This window comes from Lunatimonas salinarum (genome assembly GCF_017811155.1).
Classification (GTDB): domain Bacteria; phylum Bacteroidota; class Bacteroidia; order Cytophagales; family Cyclobacteriaceae; genus Lunatimonas; species Lunatimonas salinarum.
Genome location: NZ_JACVCV010000026.1, coordinates 1 through 15,159, shown reverse-complemented (window position 1 = coordinate 15,159; position 15,159 = coordinate 1). Strand labels below are relative to the sequence as shown.

At 44.4% G+C, this 15,159-nt stretch carries 16 protein-coding genes; 9 read left to right on the top strand and 7 right to left on the bottom strand.

Features of this window, described 5'->3' with window-relative positions; genetic code table 11:
- Positions 1-101: 101 nt before the first annotated feature.
- A complete protein-coding gene (locus IAQ59_RS20435; RefSeq protein ID WP_209332717.1) occupies positions 102-755 on the top strand; it encodes a hypothetical protein in 654 nt (217 codons plus the stop codon).
- Here IAQ59_RS20435 and IAQ59_RS20430 read toward each other — a convergent pair.
- Entirely contained in the window at positions 752-2,842 is a 2,091-nt protein-coding gene (locus IAQ59_RS20430) for a Kelch repeat-containing protein (RefSeq protein WP_209332716.1), read from the bottom strand. The two genes, IAQ59_RS20435 and IAQ59_RS20430, sit on opposite strands and share 4 nt — an antisense overlap.
- A complete protein-coding gene (locus IAQ59_RS20425; protein WP_209332715.1) occupies positions 2,839-4,071 on the bottom strand; it encodes a hypothetical protein in 1,233 nt (410 codons plus the stop codon). The genes IAQ59_RS20430 and IAQ59_RS20425 overlap by 4 nt, the downstream gene beginning before the upstream one ends.
- 361 nt (positions 4,072-4,432) lie before the next feature.
- Between IAQ59_RS20425 and IAQ59_RS20420 the strand changes: the two genes are divergently transcribed.
- The gene (locus IAQ59_RS20420) at positions 4,433-4,906 is read left to right on the top strand and encodes a very short patch repair endonuclease (protein ID WP_209332714.1); all 474 of its coding nucleotides are present in this window, start codon (positions 4,433-4,435) and stop codon (positions 4,904-4,906) included.
- A 599-nt stretch (positions 4,907-5,505) separates the two neighbouring features.
- Positions 5,506-6,528 (top strand): hypothetical protein, encoded by a 1,023-nt coding sequence (locus tag IAQ59_RS20415; RefSeq protein ID WP_209332713.1) that lies wholly within the window; start codon positions 5,506-5,508, stop codon positions 6,526-6,528.
- Between the two features lie 243 nt (positions 6,529-6,771).
- Here the strand turns inward: IAQ59_RS20415 and IAQ59_RS22810 are convergent, their stop codons facing one another.
- From IAQ59_RS22810 to IAQ59_RS20395, 5 genes are all read right to left on the bottom strand, one after another.
- Positions 6,772-6,996, bottom strand: coding sequence for a hypothetical protein (locus IAQ59_RS22810; protein ID WP_425342626.1), 225 nt, complete (start codon positions 6,994-6,996; stop codon positions 6,772-6,774).
- Positions 6,997-7,257: 261 nt separating this feature from the next.
- The gene (gene arsB / locus IAQ59_RS20410; protein WP_209332712.1) at positions 7,258-8,289 is read right to left on the bottom strand and encodes an ACR3 family arsenite efflux transporter; all 1,032 of its coding nucleotides are present in this window, start codon (positions 8,287-8,289) and stop codon (positions 7,258-7,260) included.
- Between the two features lie 141 nt (positions 8,290-8,430).
- The gene (locus tag IAQ59_RS20405) at positions 8,431-9,051 is read right to left on the bottom strand and encodes a low molecular weight phosphatase family protein (protein ID WP_209332711.1); all 621 of its coding nucleotides are present in this window, start codon (positions 9,049-9,051) and stop codon (positions 8,431-8,433) included.
- A gap of 145 nt (positions 9,052-9,196) precedes the next feature.
- Positions 9,197-9,739 carry a DUF6428 family protein gene (locus IAQ59_RS20400; RefSeq protein WP_209332710.1) on the bottom strand — a complete coding sequence of 181 codons (543 nt, stop codon included), beginning with the start codon at positions 9,737-9,739 and terminating at the stop codon, positions 9,197-9,199.
- A 174-nt stretch (positions 9,740-9,913) separates the two neighbouring features.
- A complete protein-coding gene (locus IAQ59_RS20395) occupies positions 9,914-10,243 on the bottom strand; it encodes an ArsR/SmtB family transcription factor (protein WP_209332709.1) in 330 nt (109 codons plus the stop codon).
- A gap of 322 nt (positions 10,244-10,565) precedes the next feature.
- Between IAQ59_RS20395 and IAQ59_RS20390 the strand changes: the two genes are divergently transcribed.
- The 6 genes from IAQ59_RS20390 (at position 10,566) to IAQ59_RS20365 (ending at position 14,993) form a co-directional block, all read left to right on the top strand.
- Positions 10,566-11,003 (top strand): DinB family protein, encoded by a 438-nt coding sequence (locus IAQ59_RS20390; protein ID WP_209332708.1) that lies wholly within the window; start codon positions 10,566-10,568, stop codon positions 11,001-11,003.
- 133 nt (positions 11,004-11,136) lie between these two features.
- Positions 11,137-11,511, top strand: coding sequence for a hypothetical protein (locus IAQ59_RS20385; protein WP_209332707.1), 375 nt, complete (start codon positions 11,137-11,139; stop codon positions 11,509-11,511).
- 152 nt (positions 11,512-11,663) lie between these two features.
- Positions 11,664-12,008 (top strand): hypothetical protein, encoded by a 345-nt coding sequence (locus IAQ59_RS20380; protein ID WP_209332706.1) that lies wholly within the window; start codon positions 11,664-11,666, stop codon positions 12,006-12,008.
- Between the two features lie 126 nt (positions 12,009-12,134).
- On the top strand, positions 12,135-12,971 hold the full coding sequence (locus IAQ59_RS20375; RefSeq protein WP_245189745.1) for an MbnP family protein: 837 nt from the start codon (positions 12,135-12,137) through the stop codon (positions 12,969-12,971).
- Between the two features lie 5 nt (positions 12,972-12,976).
- The gene (locus tag IAQ59_RS20370) at positions 12,977-14,041 is read left to right on the top strand and encodes a cytochrome-c peroxidase (RefSeq protein WP_245189744.1); all 1,065 of its coding nucleotides are present in this window, start codon (positions 12,977-12,979) and stop codon (positions 14,039-14,041) included.
- Positions 14,034-14,993 carry a hypothetical protein gene (locus tag IAQ59_RS20365; RefSeq protein ID WP_209332705.1) on the top strand — a complete coding sequence of 320 codons (960 nt, stop codon included), beginning with the start codon at positions 14,034-14,036 and terminating at the stop codon, positions 14,991-14,993. Before IAQ59_RS20370 ends, IAQ59_RS20365 begins: the two co-directional genes overlap by 8 nt.
- Positions 14,994-15,159: the final 166 nt, after the last annotated feature.

Sequence of the window (15,159 nt, the reverse complement as noted above, 5' to 3'; positions counted from 1 at the left end):
CCATATTGATTTACCATTTTTAAGGATTACACAGTCTGACTACCTTTATCAGAGGCCTCAAGACGTGCGGCGTCAGCACGTAAATCTCTGACAAACCCGCCATGAAAAGTCAAGCCAATCGTATTATTTTCCTCGTTCACGTTGCCTTTGTAGCGGCGATCTCCGCCCCGGCCCAAGTATTTTCCGAGTACCAAAGTGCCCGATTGCTCCGACCGGGAGAAAGCGAGCTCGGGCTGCACTATTCTCCGGTTTGGTTGGGTCGTAATTTCGACTATACCCGGACGATAAACGACCTGGGACTTCAGCTAGGAACGAGTGTGGCAGACGGACTGGAGCTGCGTATTCGCTACGACCGCTTGTGGTTCCGTGAAGAGCCCATTGGAGAGGGATTTAGCTATATGATGTTTACTCCAAAATTTCGGATTGTTAAAGACCGGCTGGCCTTGCTGCTTCCAATTTACTTTTCGTTGGAAAAGCACATTGAACGTACCTGGGTATTTTCTCCTGGCTTGATTTATGGGATTCCGATAGGGCAACAGGCCGAAATCAACTTGGCTAACAGCTACCTAATTACGTTGAATGCGGAAAATTCGAATCTGGTTTCTTTTAATCTCGGCATTGCCCTTCGCCCTGTAGGTAGCTGGATGTTTCGCCCCGAGACCGGTATCCTGATCCATCCGGGACAACCCGGAAAGTTCTGGAGTCTGGGAGTGGGAGTATCCAAAAGGCTGGGAGGAAATCCGTCACTTCCTTAATCAAACGCCAATCGCTGCAAGTCAATCTCCCAGACCCGTTCCCCGCAGTCCCACACGTAGATTTTTCCTTCCGCCATAAAGGACAGCGTCCGATACACTTCACAGATTAGGTATTCAACGTGGATCAGGTTGGTCACCCGCCGCAGATTCAAGGTCTCCAGGTTTAGCTCATACATCGAAGTCCCAAGGAGATAGGCTTTGTTACCTACCACGTAGATATTGTCAGACTTTGGCCCCATCCGGTAGAGTTCATCCAACCGCTTTACCAAGGTCCAGGTTTCGGTATTTATATCAAATTCAAACAGGCCTGTTCCCTCATCTCCCGTGCCGACGGGTTCACCTATCGCCAAATGCCTTCCATTGTAGGAAAAGGCGATGGTTCTACCTGCATATATCCGTGTCTCCGTTTTGTCGGGCAGACGGGTCCAGGTTTCCGATCGAATGTCAAACTTATACCGAAGACGGTGATCCACCCGGGTCTCTACATCAAAGCCCCCTTCGAAATACACCTGCCCGTTTACAGCGTGTACCAACATGGGCCGCCATTGATCCATGGGCAGGTCCGGAAGCCTGCGGATTTCCTTTGTCCTCAGGTTAAAGACAAAAAAGGACCGGTTAATGGGGTTTGGATTATTGGTATGCCCACCACCAATGTACCAGTTTTCCCCATCCGCCACGCCGAAGGTAAACTCCAGCTTATTGGCACCTATCTGCAGGGCACGCACGGTGCTTACGGTTTGGGTAGCTACGTCAAACTCGAAGATCTCCCGGTTTCCCAGCGCAAATCCCTTCCCCTCGTAGCCCACCATATTTCCATAAGGCAGGTAGTCCGCAAGCCTTGGCACACGGTAGGTATTACGAAAGTAGGGTATATCCGGGTTGGTAAACTCAAAGGTAAAGGCATGTTGGGACACCTGATCGAAGGTCTGAATGCGAAACTCATTCACCCGCTTAAACTCAAACTCCATCTGCCCGACCGGAAAGGTGAGCGTCTTGCTATCGGAAGCGGTTCGGTCTATCTCGACCTTTACCCCATTCAGCACCCCATAGTGGATGTATGGCCCCTCCACGTTAAAATTGGTACCCGTGATCGTCACGTAATCTCCAAAACCGACTATAGCCGATTGGTCCGGATCGATCTCTGTGGGATTGTAGGCAAATACTTCAGGGCCCAAATGGTATTCTTTGCCGCGGATTTTCAGCGCCACGTAATTCGAGCCTCTAGCATATTCTGCGTCGGGCCTAAATACAATCCTTTCCTCCTCGGCGACGTCTACCGTGACATTGCTGTAAAAAAGGTATTCGACCGGTTGTCCGTAGCTGGCAATGACTAGTTTTGCATCCTCCAGGTAGTTGCCCTTAATTTCCACCGCTCCGCCGTAATCTATGCGTTGTATTGGCATTTTGTCAAATACCGGCTCCTGAAACGGCATGAAAACGTTCATGTCCATCTTTTTATCCACTACTTTCAACGATAGCGCAAAATGATCGGGTTCCAATGTCCCTAATTGGAAGTTTTCAAAATACGGCACAATAAATTTAAACGAACCCGGCTCTAGATCAATCACAGCGGCCACTTCCTCCTGAAACGTAACCTGGTAGTTTGCCAAGCTGCTGCTCAACTTGGTCGCCACCACGGTTATGGTATCCCCAAAGTAGATGGGTGTAGTATACTCCAAGCGATCAAACACAAAACCAGCGGTACCCTGACTCACAAACGTCTGTGGAGCCGAATAAATCTCGCCTACCGCAGTGCGTAAGAAGGCCACGACAAAATACGTCGTTCCCATTACCATCGAGTGATCCGCTTTTAGGACGAACGATTTTTCCGGTCTTCCATTTTGTCGAATCACTTCTGAATTTGCCGGGCGCGGCTCCCCATGGGAACTGTACAAAAATCCATATTCCAGGATTTCTTCATCGCCATAGTCATAAATATTCGCGGCAAACTCAGCACCTGTGGCATCTAGATCCTGCACATAGGCCATGCTAAAGCGGGGATTGGTACGTGGCGCTAGCTCAGCCTGTTCACAGGCACCCATGATCAAAATCAGCAGTGGGGCGAATAAAAGAAGCGTCCTTTTCATAGTCTAAAACCTACCATTAATGAGGCAATAAGTTGTTTGTAAGCAGTCTGTCGCTTATCTAAGTTAAGGGTGTAGCCGTTGGTACCGTACTCCACCTGTAGCTCGGTGATGATGCCCCATCGCTCTCGGTAAAACAGGTGTCCACCAAGTTTCATAGCAGGGGAAAACTGAATGCGCTCACGCCCCAATACGGGGGCCTCATACAGCTCTGTTTTGATCGGTTCAAACGTGGTACGATAGTCGATAATGCTCAGGTTGGTGGTTAAATGGTGTGTTCTTACCATTGCGCCCAACCCTACATAATATTCGTTGCTACGCGATCGGAAAAGCATATAATCTAAAAATGCCGGTACCAAGATGCTTCGGAATTCGTATTCATGGGTAGCGGTGAAGCGGTGACTCTGTCGATCTAGTTCCAAGTGAACGGCGTTGTTCCCACTGCTATAGCCTACACCCAGATCCACCGCAAACCGGGGCATCCTACGCCATTGATCCAATTTGAGACCCAAGGCAATAAAAGGCTGATGCTTGGCATCGAAGCGGTGCAGCAACCTATCCGGCGAACTTTCCATGAGTGACTCCATCCAAGAAACGCCCAGCATCCCTACTACTGAGGCCCGAAATACCGGCACCTGCTCCACAAATAGCTCGTAGGGCAATTGTTCACATTGGTGATAGAGCATAAAGAGCTTGATAAACCCACTTTCCGAATAGCTGATTTTCGCAATTTGCTCCTGAAGTTCCACCCCACAGGGGCCATAGAGCATGTAGCTTAGTATGCCCGTGTATTTCCTTCGCCGGGACATTACCTTCGTTCCACGTATTTCACTGGTAACCATTACATTGGTTAATTCCAATATTTCCTTTTCATTTTCCGCATAAAAAGTCCCCCGGTAACTCAGGAGGCTTACCTTTCCCCGCAAAATTACCTGAAAGAACTCCGGCCCCTTATCCTCCCGACCAGGAACGGGCCGGCTCTCAAACCTTCGGCCATTGGAGAGACCAAAGCCCTTCACGTCCTTGGGATAGAGCGTTTGGGATTTCCCCTGCGAATCCAAAAAGGTAATGGAGGCGGTTTGGTTGATATCAAAGGACCGGACGATCGTGCCTGGGACTTTATTTCCCGAGAGCGTTTCGATGTAATCTGAGGAGGCTTCTTGGCCTAGCGCAGAAAAAACGATAAGTCCCCAGCAGCAAATGCCAAAAAGGACATAAGTAGTTGCGTTCATAAATTAGCGAGGTAGTTTAATCCCAAAAAGATCCCGATAAGTACTTTCAAAAAGCAGGTAGGAGGATCGACCATTTTGGGTGCAGCCGCAAAAAACCGGCTGAATCCCTGAAAAAAAGCGATGCCCCCTCCACGCCATAAAAAACCTATTTGACGCTTTGGAAAGAAGTTGGCGAAAAGTACGATTAATTTTTGATTTTCCTACTGTATGGTTCCCGTCTATAAGAAAAAATAGATGATTTCTCGTAGAAGCAGACCAACGTAATCGATGTAGCTACCACTTCGGAGTCGATTACCTTGCTACCAAGCCTGTGTAAAGTGGATTCTTTTCGCGATTTTTACCTAGTGAAATCCCAGTAGCATTGGCAAAGCACCCTAAGCCCTACCGAGAACCAAAAATCACCGTTCCCCGCTTTTGTGAGGAGGAGGGGTTTTATACCACGCCCCAGCGCTCCCTCACCATGTCGAAGATCAAGGGAAGGGATACCCAGCCTGAAAAACTACTCCGAAAGGCGCTGTGGCATGCCGGGGTACGGTACCGGAGTAACCAGCGAAAACTCCCCGGCAAACCCGATATCAGCCTGATCAAATACAAGATAGTGATCTTTGTGGACGGTTCGTTCTGGCATGGGTACGACTGGCAACAACGGAAGAATGCGATCAAGACCAACCGGGATTTTTGGATTCCCAAGATTGAGCGGAACAGGCAACGGGATAGGGAAATCAATGACTTCTATCAGGCTAAAGGCTGGACGGTGCTGCGGTTTTGGGATTTTGAGGTGAATAGGGAATTGGGAATGTGTGTAAAACGGGTGGTCGATGTATTAAGTGGGTGAATTTCCTTTGTTTTGAAAAATCGCTACAAAAATAGTTACCTACTTTTGATATTTATACGCATAGATAGTATGTTTGTTTCTTCGCTGCAAGCGTCTGTTTACATGTGCGTTTTGCAGGGGTTTTTTAAAGTTCTAAACTTTTGAATGGGCTATACCAAATCACCGATTTCTCCCCGGAGCAATTCCAATTTTGGAAAAAAAGAGGTCTAGGAATTCGTGATGAGGAAAAGTCAGTTTAATTAATGTAATCCATAGGCGACTAAGGGCTGTATGTATTAACGTACCACCTACAATCTGCCGATGGATAATACGGTTTGATGAGGGATTTACCTTTCGTCAGATCAGAAAAGTTTTGGAGGAGATGGGTTACTGCGGAGAGATGAATAATACCAAGCGAATAAATGAGCATTACTGGCAATTGAGTTTGGCATATTAGAGCTAAAATGTATTAAAATATTACTATTTTGATTAAATTTTAGATCTGAAATGACCCAATTATAAGTTATGTAAAAAAAACATCGGATTGCTCAACGCTACACCATTGATTAAATCACCTTTTAAACATTAAAATTATTGTTTTAACCTAAATCATTTACCTTATGAACAAATCAATTCTTACCATCCTTTTTGCCTTGTTGTGCTTGACCCAAGTTCAGGCCCAAGAGATTTTTAACGGCCTAAGTAAAGGGCCTTACCGGAAAATTGTGGACGAAAGTGATAAAATCACTATTCCCCAGTTCAGTATCAATTTTGAAACCTTCACCGAGACCAAAGTGGTGGTACAGGAAGGGAAGTTGAGTAAGCTTCAGAATGTATTCGAGGCATCAAGCAAGGGGGGGCAATATGCGGGCAATCAAAGATCGTCTGCGAGAACCACCACTGTACTCAGTTCAGAGTTAGCGTTAGCCGATTTTCAGGAATTAGCCAATGATTTTCAGTTGATCCTGGAGGAAGAAATCTCCAAAGTGGGCAAAACAGTGGTGACTCTGACGGAACTCACCAAGACAGAGGGATACGCCAAGTTGGCGGAAAAATATTCTTCCAGGACCGAAAACAAAGGTAAAAAGAACTCAGAGGAAAGTGTGGGAGTAGGACAGATCAAAATGCTTCCGGAAAACAGCCTGTTTCTCTTTGATGAAAAATCCCTGATGAAGGGAGGGGGAGTGGCTTTTGTGACCATGATGAGGAATTTCAACAAGGAAACGGGTGCCGTGGTGATGTTGAACAATATCGATGTGGATTTCTCTACGGTCGAAATGAATGTCTCTTTAGACGCGGGCACGAGAAGATCTATCACAACTGCCGACACCAAGGTGATTCCAAAAATGAGGATCTCCCGCAATACATTTGATTTTATCGGAAAAGGGGGTTCTCCAAGTTCAGCTCCGGTCACTTTGGTGTCTGAGTATGTTTCCAACAACGAATATTCTGCCAAAGTGTATAAGGATGCTGCCAAGAGTAAAGGCCTGCTGGAAGAAATTTTTGCTGTTGGCGTACCTACCATCGATTTCGATCCATTTATTGTAGAAATGTCCAAAGATATCTATAAAGAAGCAGCTAGGGATTTGTTCAGGCAATATGCCCAGGATTTAGCCAAGGCGCTTGTGGCAGGACGCAAGTAAAGGTCTGTTGACCAACCAAGATAAAAAACCGGGGATGGCTCCCCGGATTTTTTATTTATGCCATTTGGAAATCTTTTTTCTTCCCACCGATTGAGGAGTATCGATCAACTCCTATTACCAATCAAAAAGCTGGACCCTGCTGCGGTTTTGGGATCTTGAGGGCAAGCAGGAACCGGGGATGTGCGTGATGGATGTATTGAGTGGTTGAATTTTGGATGGATCCCTACCCTTCTAAAATTTTAACTATATCACGATTGACATAATACTCCTCACTACCGTGTTTGATTTGAGCCAACCTGCCTCTGCTTGTAATTCACTGAAGTATTTATTCAAAGTTATTCTGGAGGCTATTTTCAGACGGTCACCTACCAGCTTTGGTTTCAGGTAGGGTTGACTAAACAATAATTCGTTAATTTCTTTTGTGTACCATTTGATTGTTTGCCTTCCATGCTCATGTGTGGATTCCATTTGTTCCAATATGTTTGTAATTAGCTGATTGGTAAGTTGGGCTGTTTGTTCCACAGCATCCAGCATGTAAAGGATCCACGGTTTCTGCTTACCAGCTTGGATAATCCCTAACGAGGTGGCCGCAGAAGAAGCTAAGAAGCAGAATCAGGAAGCCATCGCCTGTTCACTCGATGATCCTGAGGGATGCGAAATGTTTGGTAGTTATGGAATTAACTAACAGATGGGTTTTAAGAATGCTGTTTATCGTATCGGTAAACAGCTTTAATATTTCCACTTATTCGCCAACCCTACCAAATGCAGCATCACCGGCACCTCCACCAAAACACCGACTACTGTCACCAATGCTGCAGGGCTGTCCAAACCAAATAGGGCGATGGCTACAGCAACGGCCAACTCGAAGAAATTGCTGGCACCGATCATGGAGGCAGGTGCACAGACTGCGTGTCTAAGCTTTAGCTTTCTTCCTCCAAACCATGCCAAAAAGAAGATAAAGTACGTTTGAATAATCAATGGAACTGCGATGAGCAGAATGATCAGCGGATTATGCAGAATATTTGGACCTTGAAAGGCGAAAAGCAAAATCAAAGTTAGTAACAAGGCGATAATACTGACAGGCTTAAACTTGGGCAAAAACTCATTTTTGAACCAATCTTCTCCTTTTTTGGCAATCAAACTTTTATTGGTAATCACTCCCGCAATCAATGGAATGACCACAAAAATGACTACCGAAGCCACCAAAGTTTCGTAAGGTACGGTCAAATTGGTAATGCCCAAAAGAAATCCCACCAAAGGAACAAACGCCACCAAAATAATCAGGTCATTGACAGTAACCTGCACCAAGGTGTAATTGGGATCCCCTTCGGTCAAATAGGACCATACAAACACCATGGCCGTACAAGGAGCCACACCCAGTAAAATAGCACCTGCAATATACTCTCCAGCCATTTCCGACTTTATGTAAGCCGAGTACAATTGATCAAAGAAAATCCAAGCAAAAAATGCCATGGTAAACGGCTTGATCAGCCAGTTGATTACCAATGTCCATATCAAACCTTTCGGTGCTCTCCCTACTCCTTTGATACTACCAAAATCAATTTGAAGCATCATGGGATAAATCATCAGCCAGATCAGAATGGCTATAGGGAAATTAACATGGTAGATTTCCAAATCCGAAAGGAGTGAGATATCATCTCCCGCCAAATGGCCGATAAGTATCCCAAGAGCAATGCACAGCCCAACCCATAAGGTCAGGTATTTTTCGAAGAAGGCAATTTTCTTTTTGGTTGTTGACATGATCCTAAGCTTTTAACTTCAAGTGTTTAAGCTGTATTCTGGATATTTGGGTAGATACTAATTGATATTAGCTCAGCGATATTGAATAGACATTACGCTGGGGGAGAAAAAATATCTAACAATATCCTATACAATCAATATCTATTTTTTGCCCTTATTAATCTTCGAAAACACATACAACATCTCCGAAGCGATTTGCAAAGATCTAGTATCATACATTTCCGCTTCCTGATCGGTGTCGTCAAAAGCTTTAGGGTCTTCGTAGCGCACGGGTATTCGGGCTTCCGCTCCAGGGATAAAGGGACAGTTTTCGTCCGCATGGGAGCAGGTCATTACCGCTGCAAAACCTGTTGGAGCATTGGCAGCATCATCATAGACCTTGCTGAAAGCTACTATGGGGTCCTCATCATCCGAATAGAACACAAAGTATTTGGGATTTCCCTCTCCCTCACTGCTGATTTTAAATCCAAATCGTTTGATGGAGGCTACGGCGCGTTCATTGAATGCGGTGACTTCTACTCCGCCAGAGAAGGAGTTCATGTCAATGCCATGATAGACTGCCGCGACCTTTCCCCAAATCTGGGAAAACTGGCTTCTGCGCGAATTGTGCGTACAGATAAAGTTCAGGTTGATGTCCTGATGTTGATCGACCTTTTGTTGAATATAATCAATCAGCACATGGAGTACCGCTTTTCGCTCCTCGGAGATGGCAAGCGATTTTGCTGTTCTAATATGTGCTTGGAGTGTTGGATATAGGTTCATGGTACTATGGAAGAAAAAGGGTGAAGAAATGGATCGATTTAACCCCAGATTACCCAAACTAAATCTCGACTTGTCATTCACAATTTGTCTGACGTCTTGATTCTTAAATCTTATGTCTTACGTCTTATCTCAAATATCCCCTATCTCAGCAACATCCCGATCCGGGTTCGCAGGTATTTGAATCGGATTGCTGAAGGGAAACGAGGGTAAGCTTGGGCTTTTCAGCCACAGGTCCACAGCAGGCGGCAGCTTTTTCTTCCGGACTGGTAGCCCGATCCTTAGCCTTGCAGGTGGTCTGATCAGGAGTGAGCTGCACAATCAGGGCATTGCCTGTGTCTTTGATATTGTGAACGGGAAGCACGGCTGTTGGGAACACCGAATTACCATATTCGAATTTGATGCTTGCCTCTGAATAGGTTTCCCGCACACGGTTGACTACCTCGAAAATTTTCATGGCCTTGCTGGTATCTACCGCATGATCTGGCTCCGGAATTTCATTTTCCCACAGTTGGATATGCACTTCGGACCACTGATTGCGGATACCCCCACAATCTACCGTATCAAAATTAACATTCTTGATTTCAGTAATATGGTAGTCGGTACGTACATACTGACCTGTTTGGTATTCGAAGAAAAGCGCCTTTCCGGGGTTTTCTTGAAGGATTTGGGTAAATTCTCTTGTTTTCATTTGGTTCTCGCAAAGGCGCAAAGGCGCTATTTTTTTATATTTTAGATACTAGACTTTTGCAGGCTTGATGATTATGGAAATACTATTGTTTATTTTTAGAGGGACTTTTTGATTAAGAAACCAAAACGATTATTATTACGAATCTGTCTTGTGTCCTACATCTTATGTCTTCAATTAGCAGCATCCCGATGTCTTTGGAAAGCCGCTGAATAAGTCTTGGAATAAGTTCTGAACCTCAGCCCAGCGAATAGGATCTATGCAATAATTGACGGATACACCTTCGATGCTGCCTTTGATCAAGCCGATTTCCTTGAGTTCGCGCAGGTGCTGGGAAATGGTTGCCTGTGCCAAACCCAGTTCCTGAACCAAATCCCCATTAATGCAGGAGTTGGACTGAATCAAATATTCTAGGATGGCTATTCTAGCCGGATGCGCAAATACTTTGGCTATTTTTGCCAGTTCATTTTGCTTTTCTGTGAATAGATCTGTTTTGGTAACACCCATTTTAGATTGTGAGATTTGAGATGAGTATTCGCAGGTATATGTTGGAGATATTAGACGTTAGATTTGAGATGTGAGATTCGCGAAATTTTAGGATCCAACAGCGTATCGAAAACCAAAAACCCGAAGCGATCCTATCCTCCTTAACGAAAGCCAATATATCGCCGAAGGCAGGTATCCATTTATATAACAAACCTTATTTCCTTTAAATATTACATCGCAATATTACGATATAAAAAGGGTAATGGCCAAATTTGTTGGCTTTTTTTTCTGCATGACGTAGATCTGCTTTTTTTGGAAACGGATTTGCTATCTTGTTTGGGTTATGAAAGCACTCATTGAACTCTGGAAAGAAGGCCGTACTCGGTTTATCAATCAATTGGCCCAAATCAAACCTGAAGATCTGTCCAAAAAACTGGGGGATTCACCTAACTCGGCAGGTTTTCTGATCCGACATATTGCAGAAGTGGAATTGCTTTTTGCCAAGAATGTTTTTGGGAACATGGATGTAAAAGTAGATGCCCAAACCTTAAAAGCTGGGAAAGATACCGGTGAATGGATCGATTTGGAAGCCTTATTGGCGCTGATGGAGGAAGCAGGTATGCAACTTGAAAAAGCCATTGAGGGCCAAGATGATTGGGATACTGTCATCGAAACCAAAGAGTTTGGTAAAAAAACCAAAGCCGAGGCCTTAGGTAGGATTATCACGCATACAGCTTATCATGCGGGGCAGTTGGCTATTATGGTAAAATATGGCACATAAAAATTAGATGCTAACCAATTTATGGGCAAGCCGGTCGGTTTGTCCATATTGATCATCAGCGAGGCAGAAAATTAACTGGCCGTTGTTGAAAAAAGTTTTGGAAAATCCTCCACTGACAACTACTTTTGCAACTATGTTGAAAATGCTTGTTTACGTGGCCCTAGCGATAATTTTGCTGCTAAACGGAATGGTATATTCCGTAATTCAGGGTACCTACGTATTGAATAAAGCATCCATCATTGAAAATTTTTGCATCAACAAGGCACAAACAGAGCTTCAATGTGACGGGAAGTGCTACCTTGCACAGCAGCTAAAGGCTGAAAGAGACAAGCGAGACCAAGAGAGCCAGCATACGTTCTCGGCTGATTTTGGGCAATTTATTGCTAATACACCATTTTCACTGAACGTTATTTCTTTTGCGTGTATTGACAATTCCCATCCGGGCCTGCAATCCACTCATTTTGTATCTTCCTTTTTTGCTTCGGTAGAAACCCCTCCCAAGATTTAGTTTCTTTCTTCTATGGTCTCCCCATTTAGGAGGTAGGCATCTTTTCTTTTCACTGACTTCTCCGTTAACGTCTTATTCTATTTATGTTGGGACACTCGATGGTTCGTTCCCTTTTTATTCTTGCGATGGCTTGGATGGTCGTACTAAACTGTATGGTCTATTCCGTTATTTGTGTCAATTTTCAGCTAAACCGCTCCTTTATTTCGGAGATGTTTTGTGAAAATAGAGACATCCCTATGTCAACTTGTGAGGGGCAATGCTTCCTAAACAAGCAATTAGATGAGGCCACGGAAAAGCAGGCATCTGACTGGATGGATTTTCGGGCTGATTTTAATTTGTTCATACTCGAAGAGGTTGGGTATCGTATCTGCCGGATACCGGCCACTGTAGTGATCAAGCACGGTGCCAACGTGCAGACATTTTTTTTACAGGACTACTTTTTAACTCAGGACAAACCCCCAAAAGAAGGCACTTTCATCTACAAAAATCAAGGGTAATTCAAATGTCCCTACCGGCATCAGATACACTAGATGCCTTTAGCGCCCTTTGTCAAAAAGCCGCGCAAATACCCTCTTTTCAAAAAAATGGCCTGCCATTCAAGCTTAAAAAATTACATTAAAACCATGAAATATTTAAGATCACTATACTATAAGTGCTCATTGGTACTTATCTCCGTTGTGTTTTTTGCCTGCCAAGAAACAGAAGACCCTATTTTGGAGCAGCAGGGAGAGATGATAGTCAAATTTGACAATTACGTAGGAAATCAAACCTTAGTACTGGACGAAGTGGGAAGCACCAACTTTCGGTATTCCAATGCAAAGGGGCAATCTTTCAATATCACTCAATTTGGTTATTACATCAGCCATGTAAAGCTAGAAGGTCCTAATGGGGAGACCTATTTGGATGAAATGAACGCCTCAGCAGATGCTAGTCTATTGAAGGGTTACTACAGGGTGGTTCAGGGAGATCCTGATACTTACCAGATCCATTTGAAAGATATTCCCGCTGGTCAATATAACAAGATTACATTCACCTTGGGCATCAGAGAAGATGGCATACAAGAGGGCGCTGTTGGAGGCATTTTAGATCGGGCAGCAGGAGGTTGGTTTTGGAATTGGAACTCTGGTTTTATCCACTACCTCTTCGAAGGACATTCACCCGTATCACCTAGGGAGGAGCAGCGCCTAAGATTGCACATAGGCGGGTGGAAGAATGTTCCCGCCATAGACGAGAATCCGCAGCGGTTTTTTGACAATAATGTAGAAATATCCCTGCTATTTGATGCAACGGTACAGGTAAGCGAGACTATGAGACCCTCTCCGCATATTCATATGGATTTGCTAGAGGTGATAGGGGATGCGGACTTTACCGTTCAGAATAATATTCACTCGCCGAGTGATGGGGTACCCTTTGCTCAGCGGATCAGAAATGCATTTATCGTCGATCACACCCATCAGTAAATGGCATGATTGGTCTTACAAACAACAGAGACAGGCTCTATTGGCCTGTTCTCTTGTTCCTTTGGATGATTTGGGCTGGCTGTAATTCCTTTGGACATGAGCCCCTAGAGGATCGAATTCAATTTGAAAAGCCCGTCCATTTTCCGGAGCCTATTTATACCTTTCGAAACAACGCCGTTACGGAGGAAGGATTTAAGTTGGGTAGAACCCTTTTCTTTGATCCGGCGCTTTCAAGAGATGGGTCTGTTTCCTGTTCCTCTTGTCATGTTCAAAGCCATGCCTTTGCGGATACGTGGCTGCATCCATTCAGTTTTGGTGTGGAGGATAGAGAAGGGAAGCGAAATGCCCCTCCCTTGTTTAATTTGGCGTTTCAAAGGGAGTTCTTCTGGGATGGTGGAGTCACCCACCTCGATTTTGCACCCATTTTGGCATTCGAATCGGAAATAGAAATGGATCTGAGTTTTGAAGAGGTTGTCTCCCGTATTCGGAGGCATACAACGTACCCTGAAAAGTTTAAAAATGCTTTTGGTGTGGAAGAGGTAACAGGCCCCTATGTGCTTCACGCCCTTAGCCAGTTTATGGTCATGATGGTATCGGCAAATTCTAAATACGATGAATACTTAAACGGTAATGCCCGTGCACTTAACAGCATTGAATTGGAGGGTCTAGCCTTATTTAGAAAACATTGCGAGGGCTGCCATCAGGAGCCATTATTTACCGATTTGAGCTACCGAAATAACGGCGCACAAGTAAAAATCTCAGACTTTGGCAGAGAGATAGTGACCGAGGTACCGCAAGATAGGGCGAAATTTAAAGTTCCCTCTCTTCGGAATATTGAGTTGACTAGTCCCTATATGCATAATGCGCGGTTTGAGACGCTAGAGCAAGTTCTTGATCACTATACAGAAGGTGTGATAGATCAAGTGACTATTGACCCGCTTGTTTTCAATGAAGGTAAGCCCAAGATTAAATTGTCCGAAGAGGAAAAGGCCAAAATTGTCGCGTTCCTTAAAACATTGACAGACCCAGCATTTATTTCCAACCCCATTTTCTTTAATTCCCATGACTAAACTATTCAACTATTTTATCGTTTTTCTTGGCTTATTTGGTTTAATACAGCATAACGCATCGGCTTGCGACGCCTGTGGTTGTGCATTGGGAGGTTTCAATTTTGGGATCATCCCTCAAAACGAAGCTCATTTTGTTGGTTTGAAATATTCCAGAGCCAACTTTTACGCAGATATGATGCACGGAGGCAATTTGGAATACTCCAATGACCTATATCAAAGGATGGATTTCATGGGACGTATTGCATTGAAAGAAAGGTTACAGCTAAACATCGTGCTGCCTTATATGCATAATCAAATGGATGGAAGCCACGAAAAAGCGCAACTAAGTGGGTTGGGAGATCCTATGGCGATATTGAATTATAAGATAATAGATCAGAAAGGAAATCCCATGGAAGCCTGGCTGCACAATCTTTGGATAGGTGGAGGTATCAAATCTCCCCTAGCTAACTTTGAATACTCACAAACCGAACAATTAATCAATCCAAATTTCCAATTGGGGAGCGGGTCTTGGGATTACCTGGCCTCTGCCAACTACACCTCCATGCGAAATAGATGGGGGATCAATCTGGAAGCCGTATATAAAGTAAATGCAGCCAATCCGCAGAATTACCGATTTGGTAACCAATACAATATGCAGGCGAGTGCTTTTTACATGAGCAGAGCGGGAAACACTCAATTTATTCCGATAGGCGGGATTTATCATGAGTATGGTGGACAACATACCTTTGAGGGATTTTACCAGAGCAACAGCGGAGGAAAACTCACCATGGCCCAGATTGGACTTCAGGTGCAATCTGGAACTTGGATGTTGCATGGAAACTATCAAAGTCCCTTATCCCAACACTTTAATAGTGATCTACACGTTAATATCGAATCAAAAGGCAGGCTTTCGTTTACGTTGGTAAAATTCATCGGCAACAAATCCAATAATAGTATCTTTGAATTTAAGTAGGCATATGGATCCTCTACCCGGAAAATAGATGGTAAGCGATGTGGGTTTTCTTGGTTCGGAAGGGAATTTACGACACACACCCCTATTCTAGTAGGATCCCTTGATGGGTTAAACCCGCATTATGCATTAGAATAATTGAATGGAGGACTCAGATTTTGAATTTGGG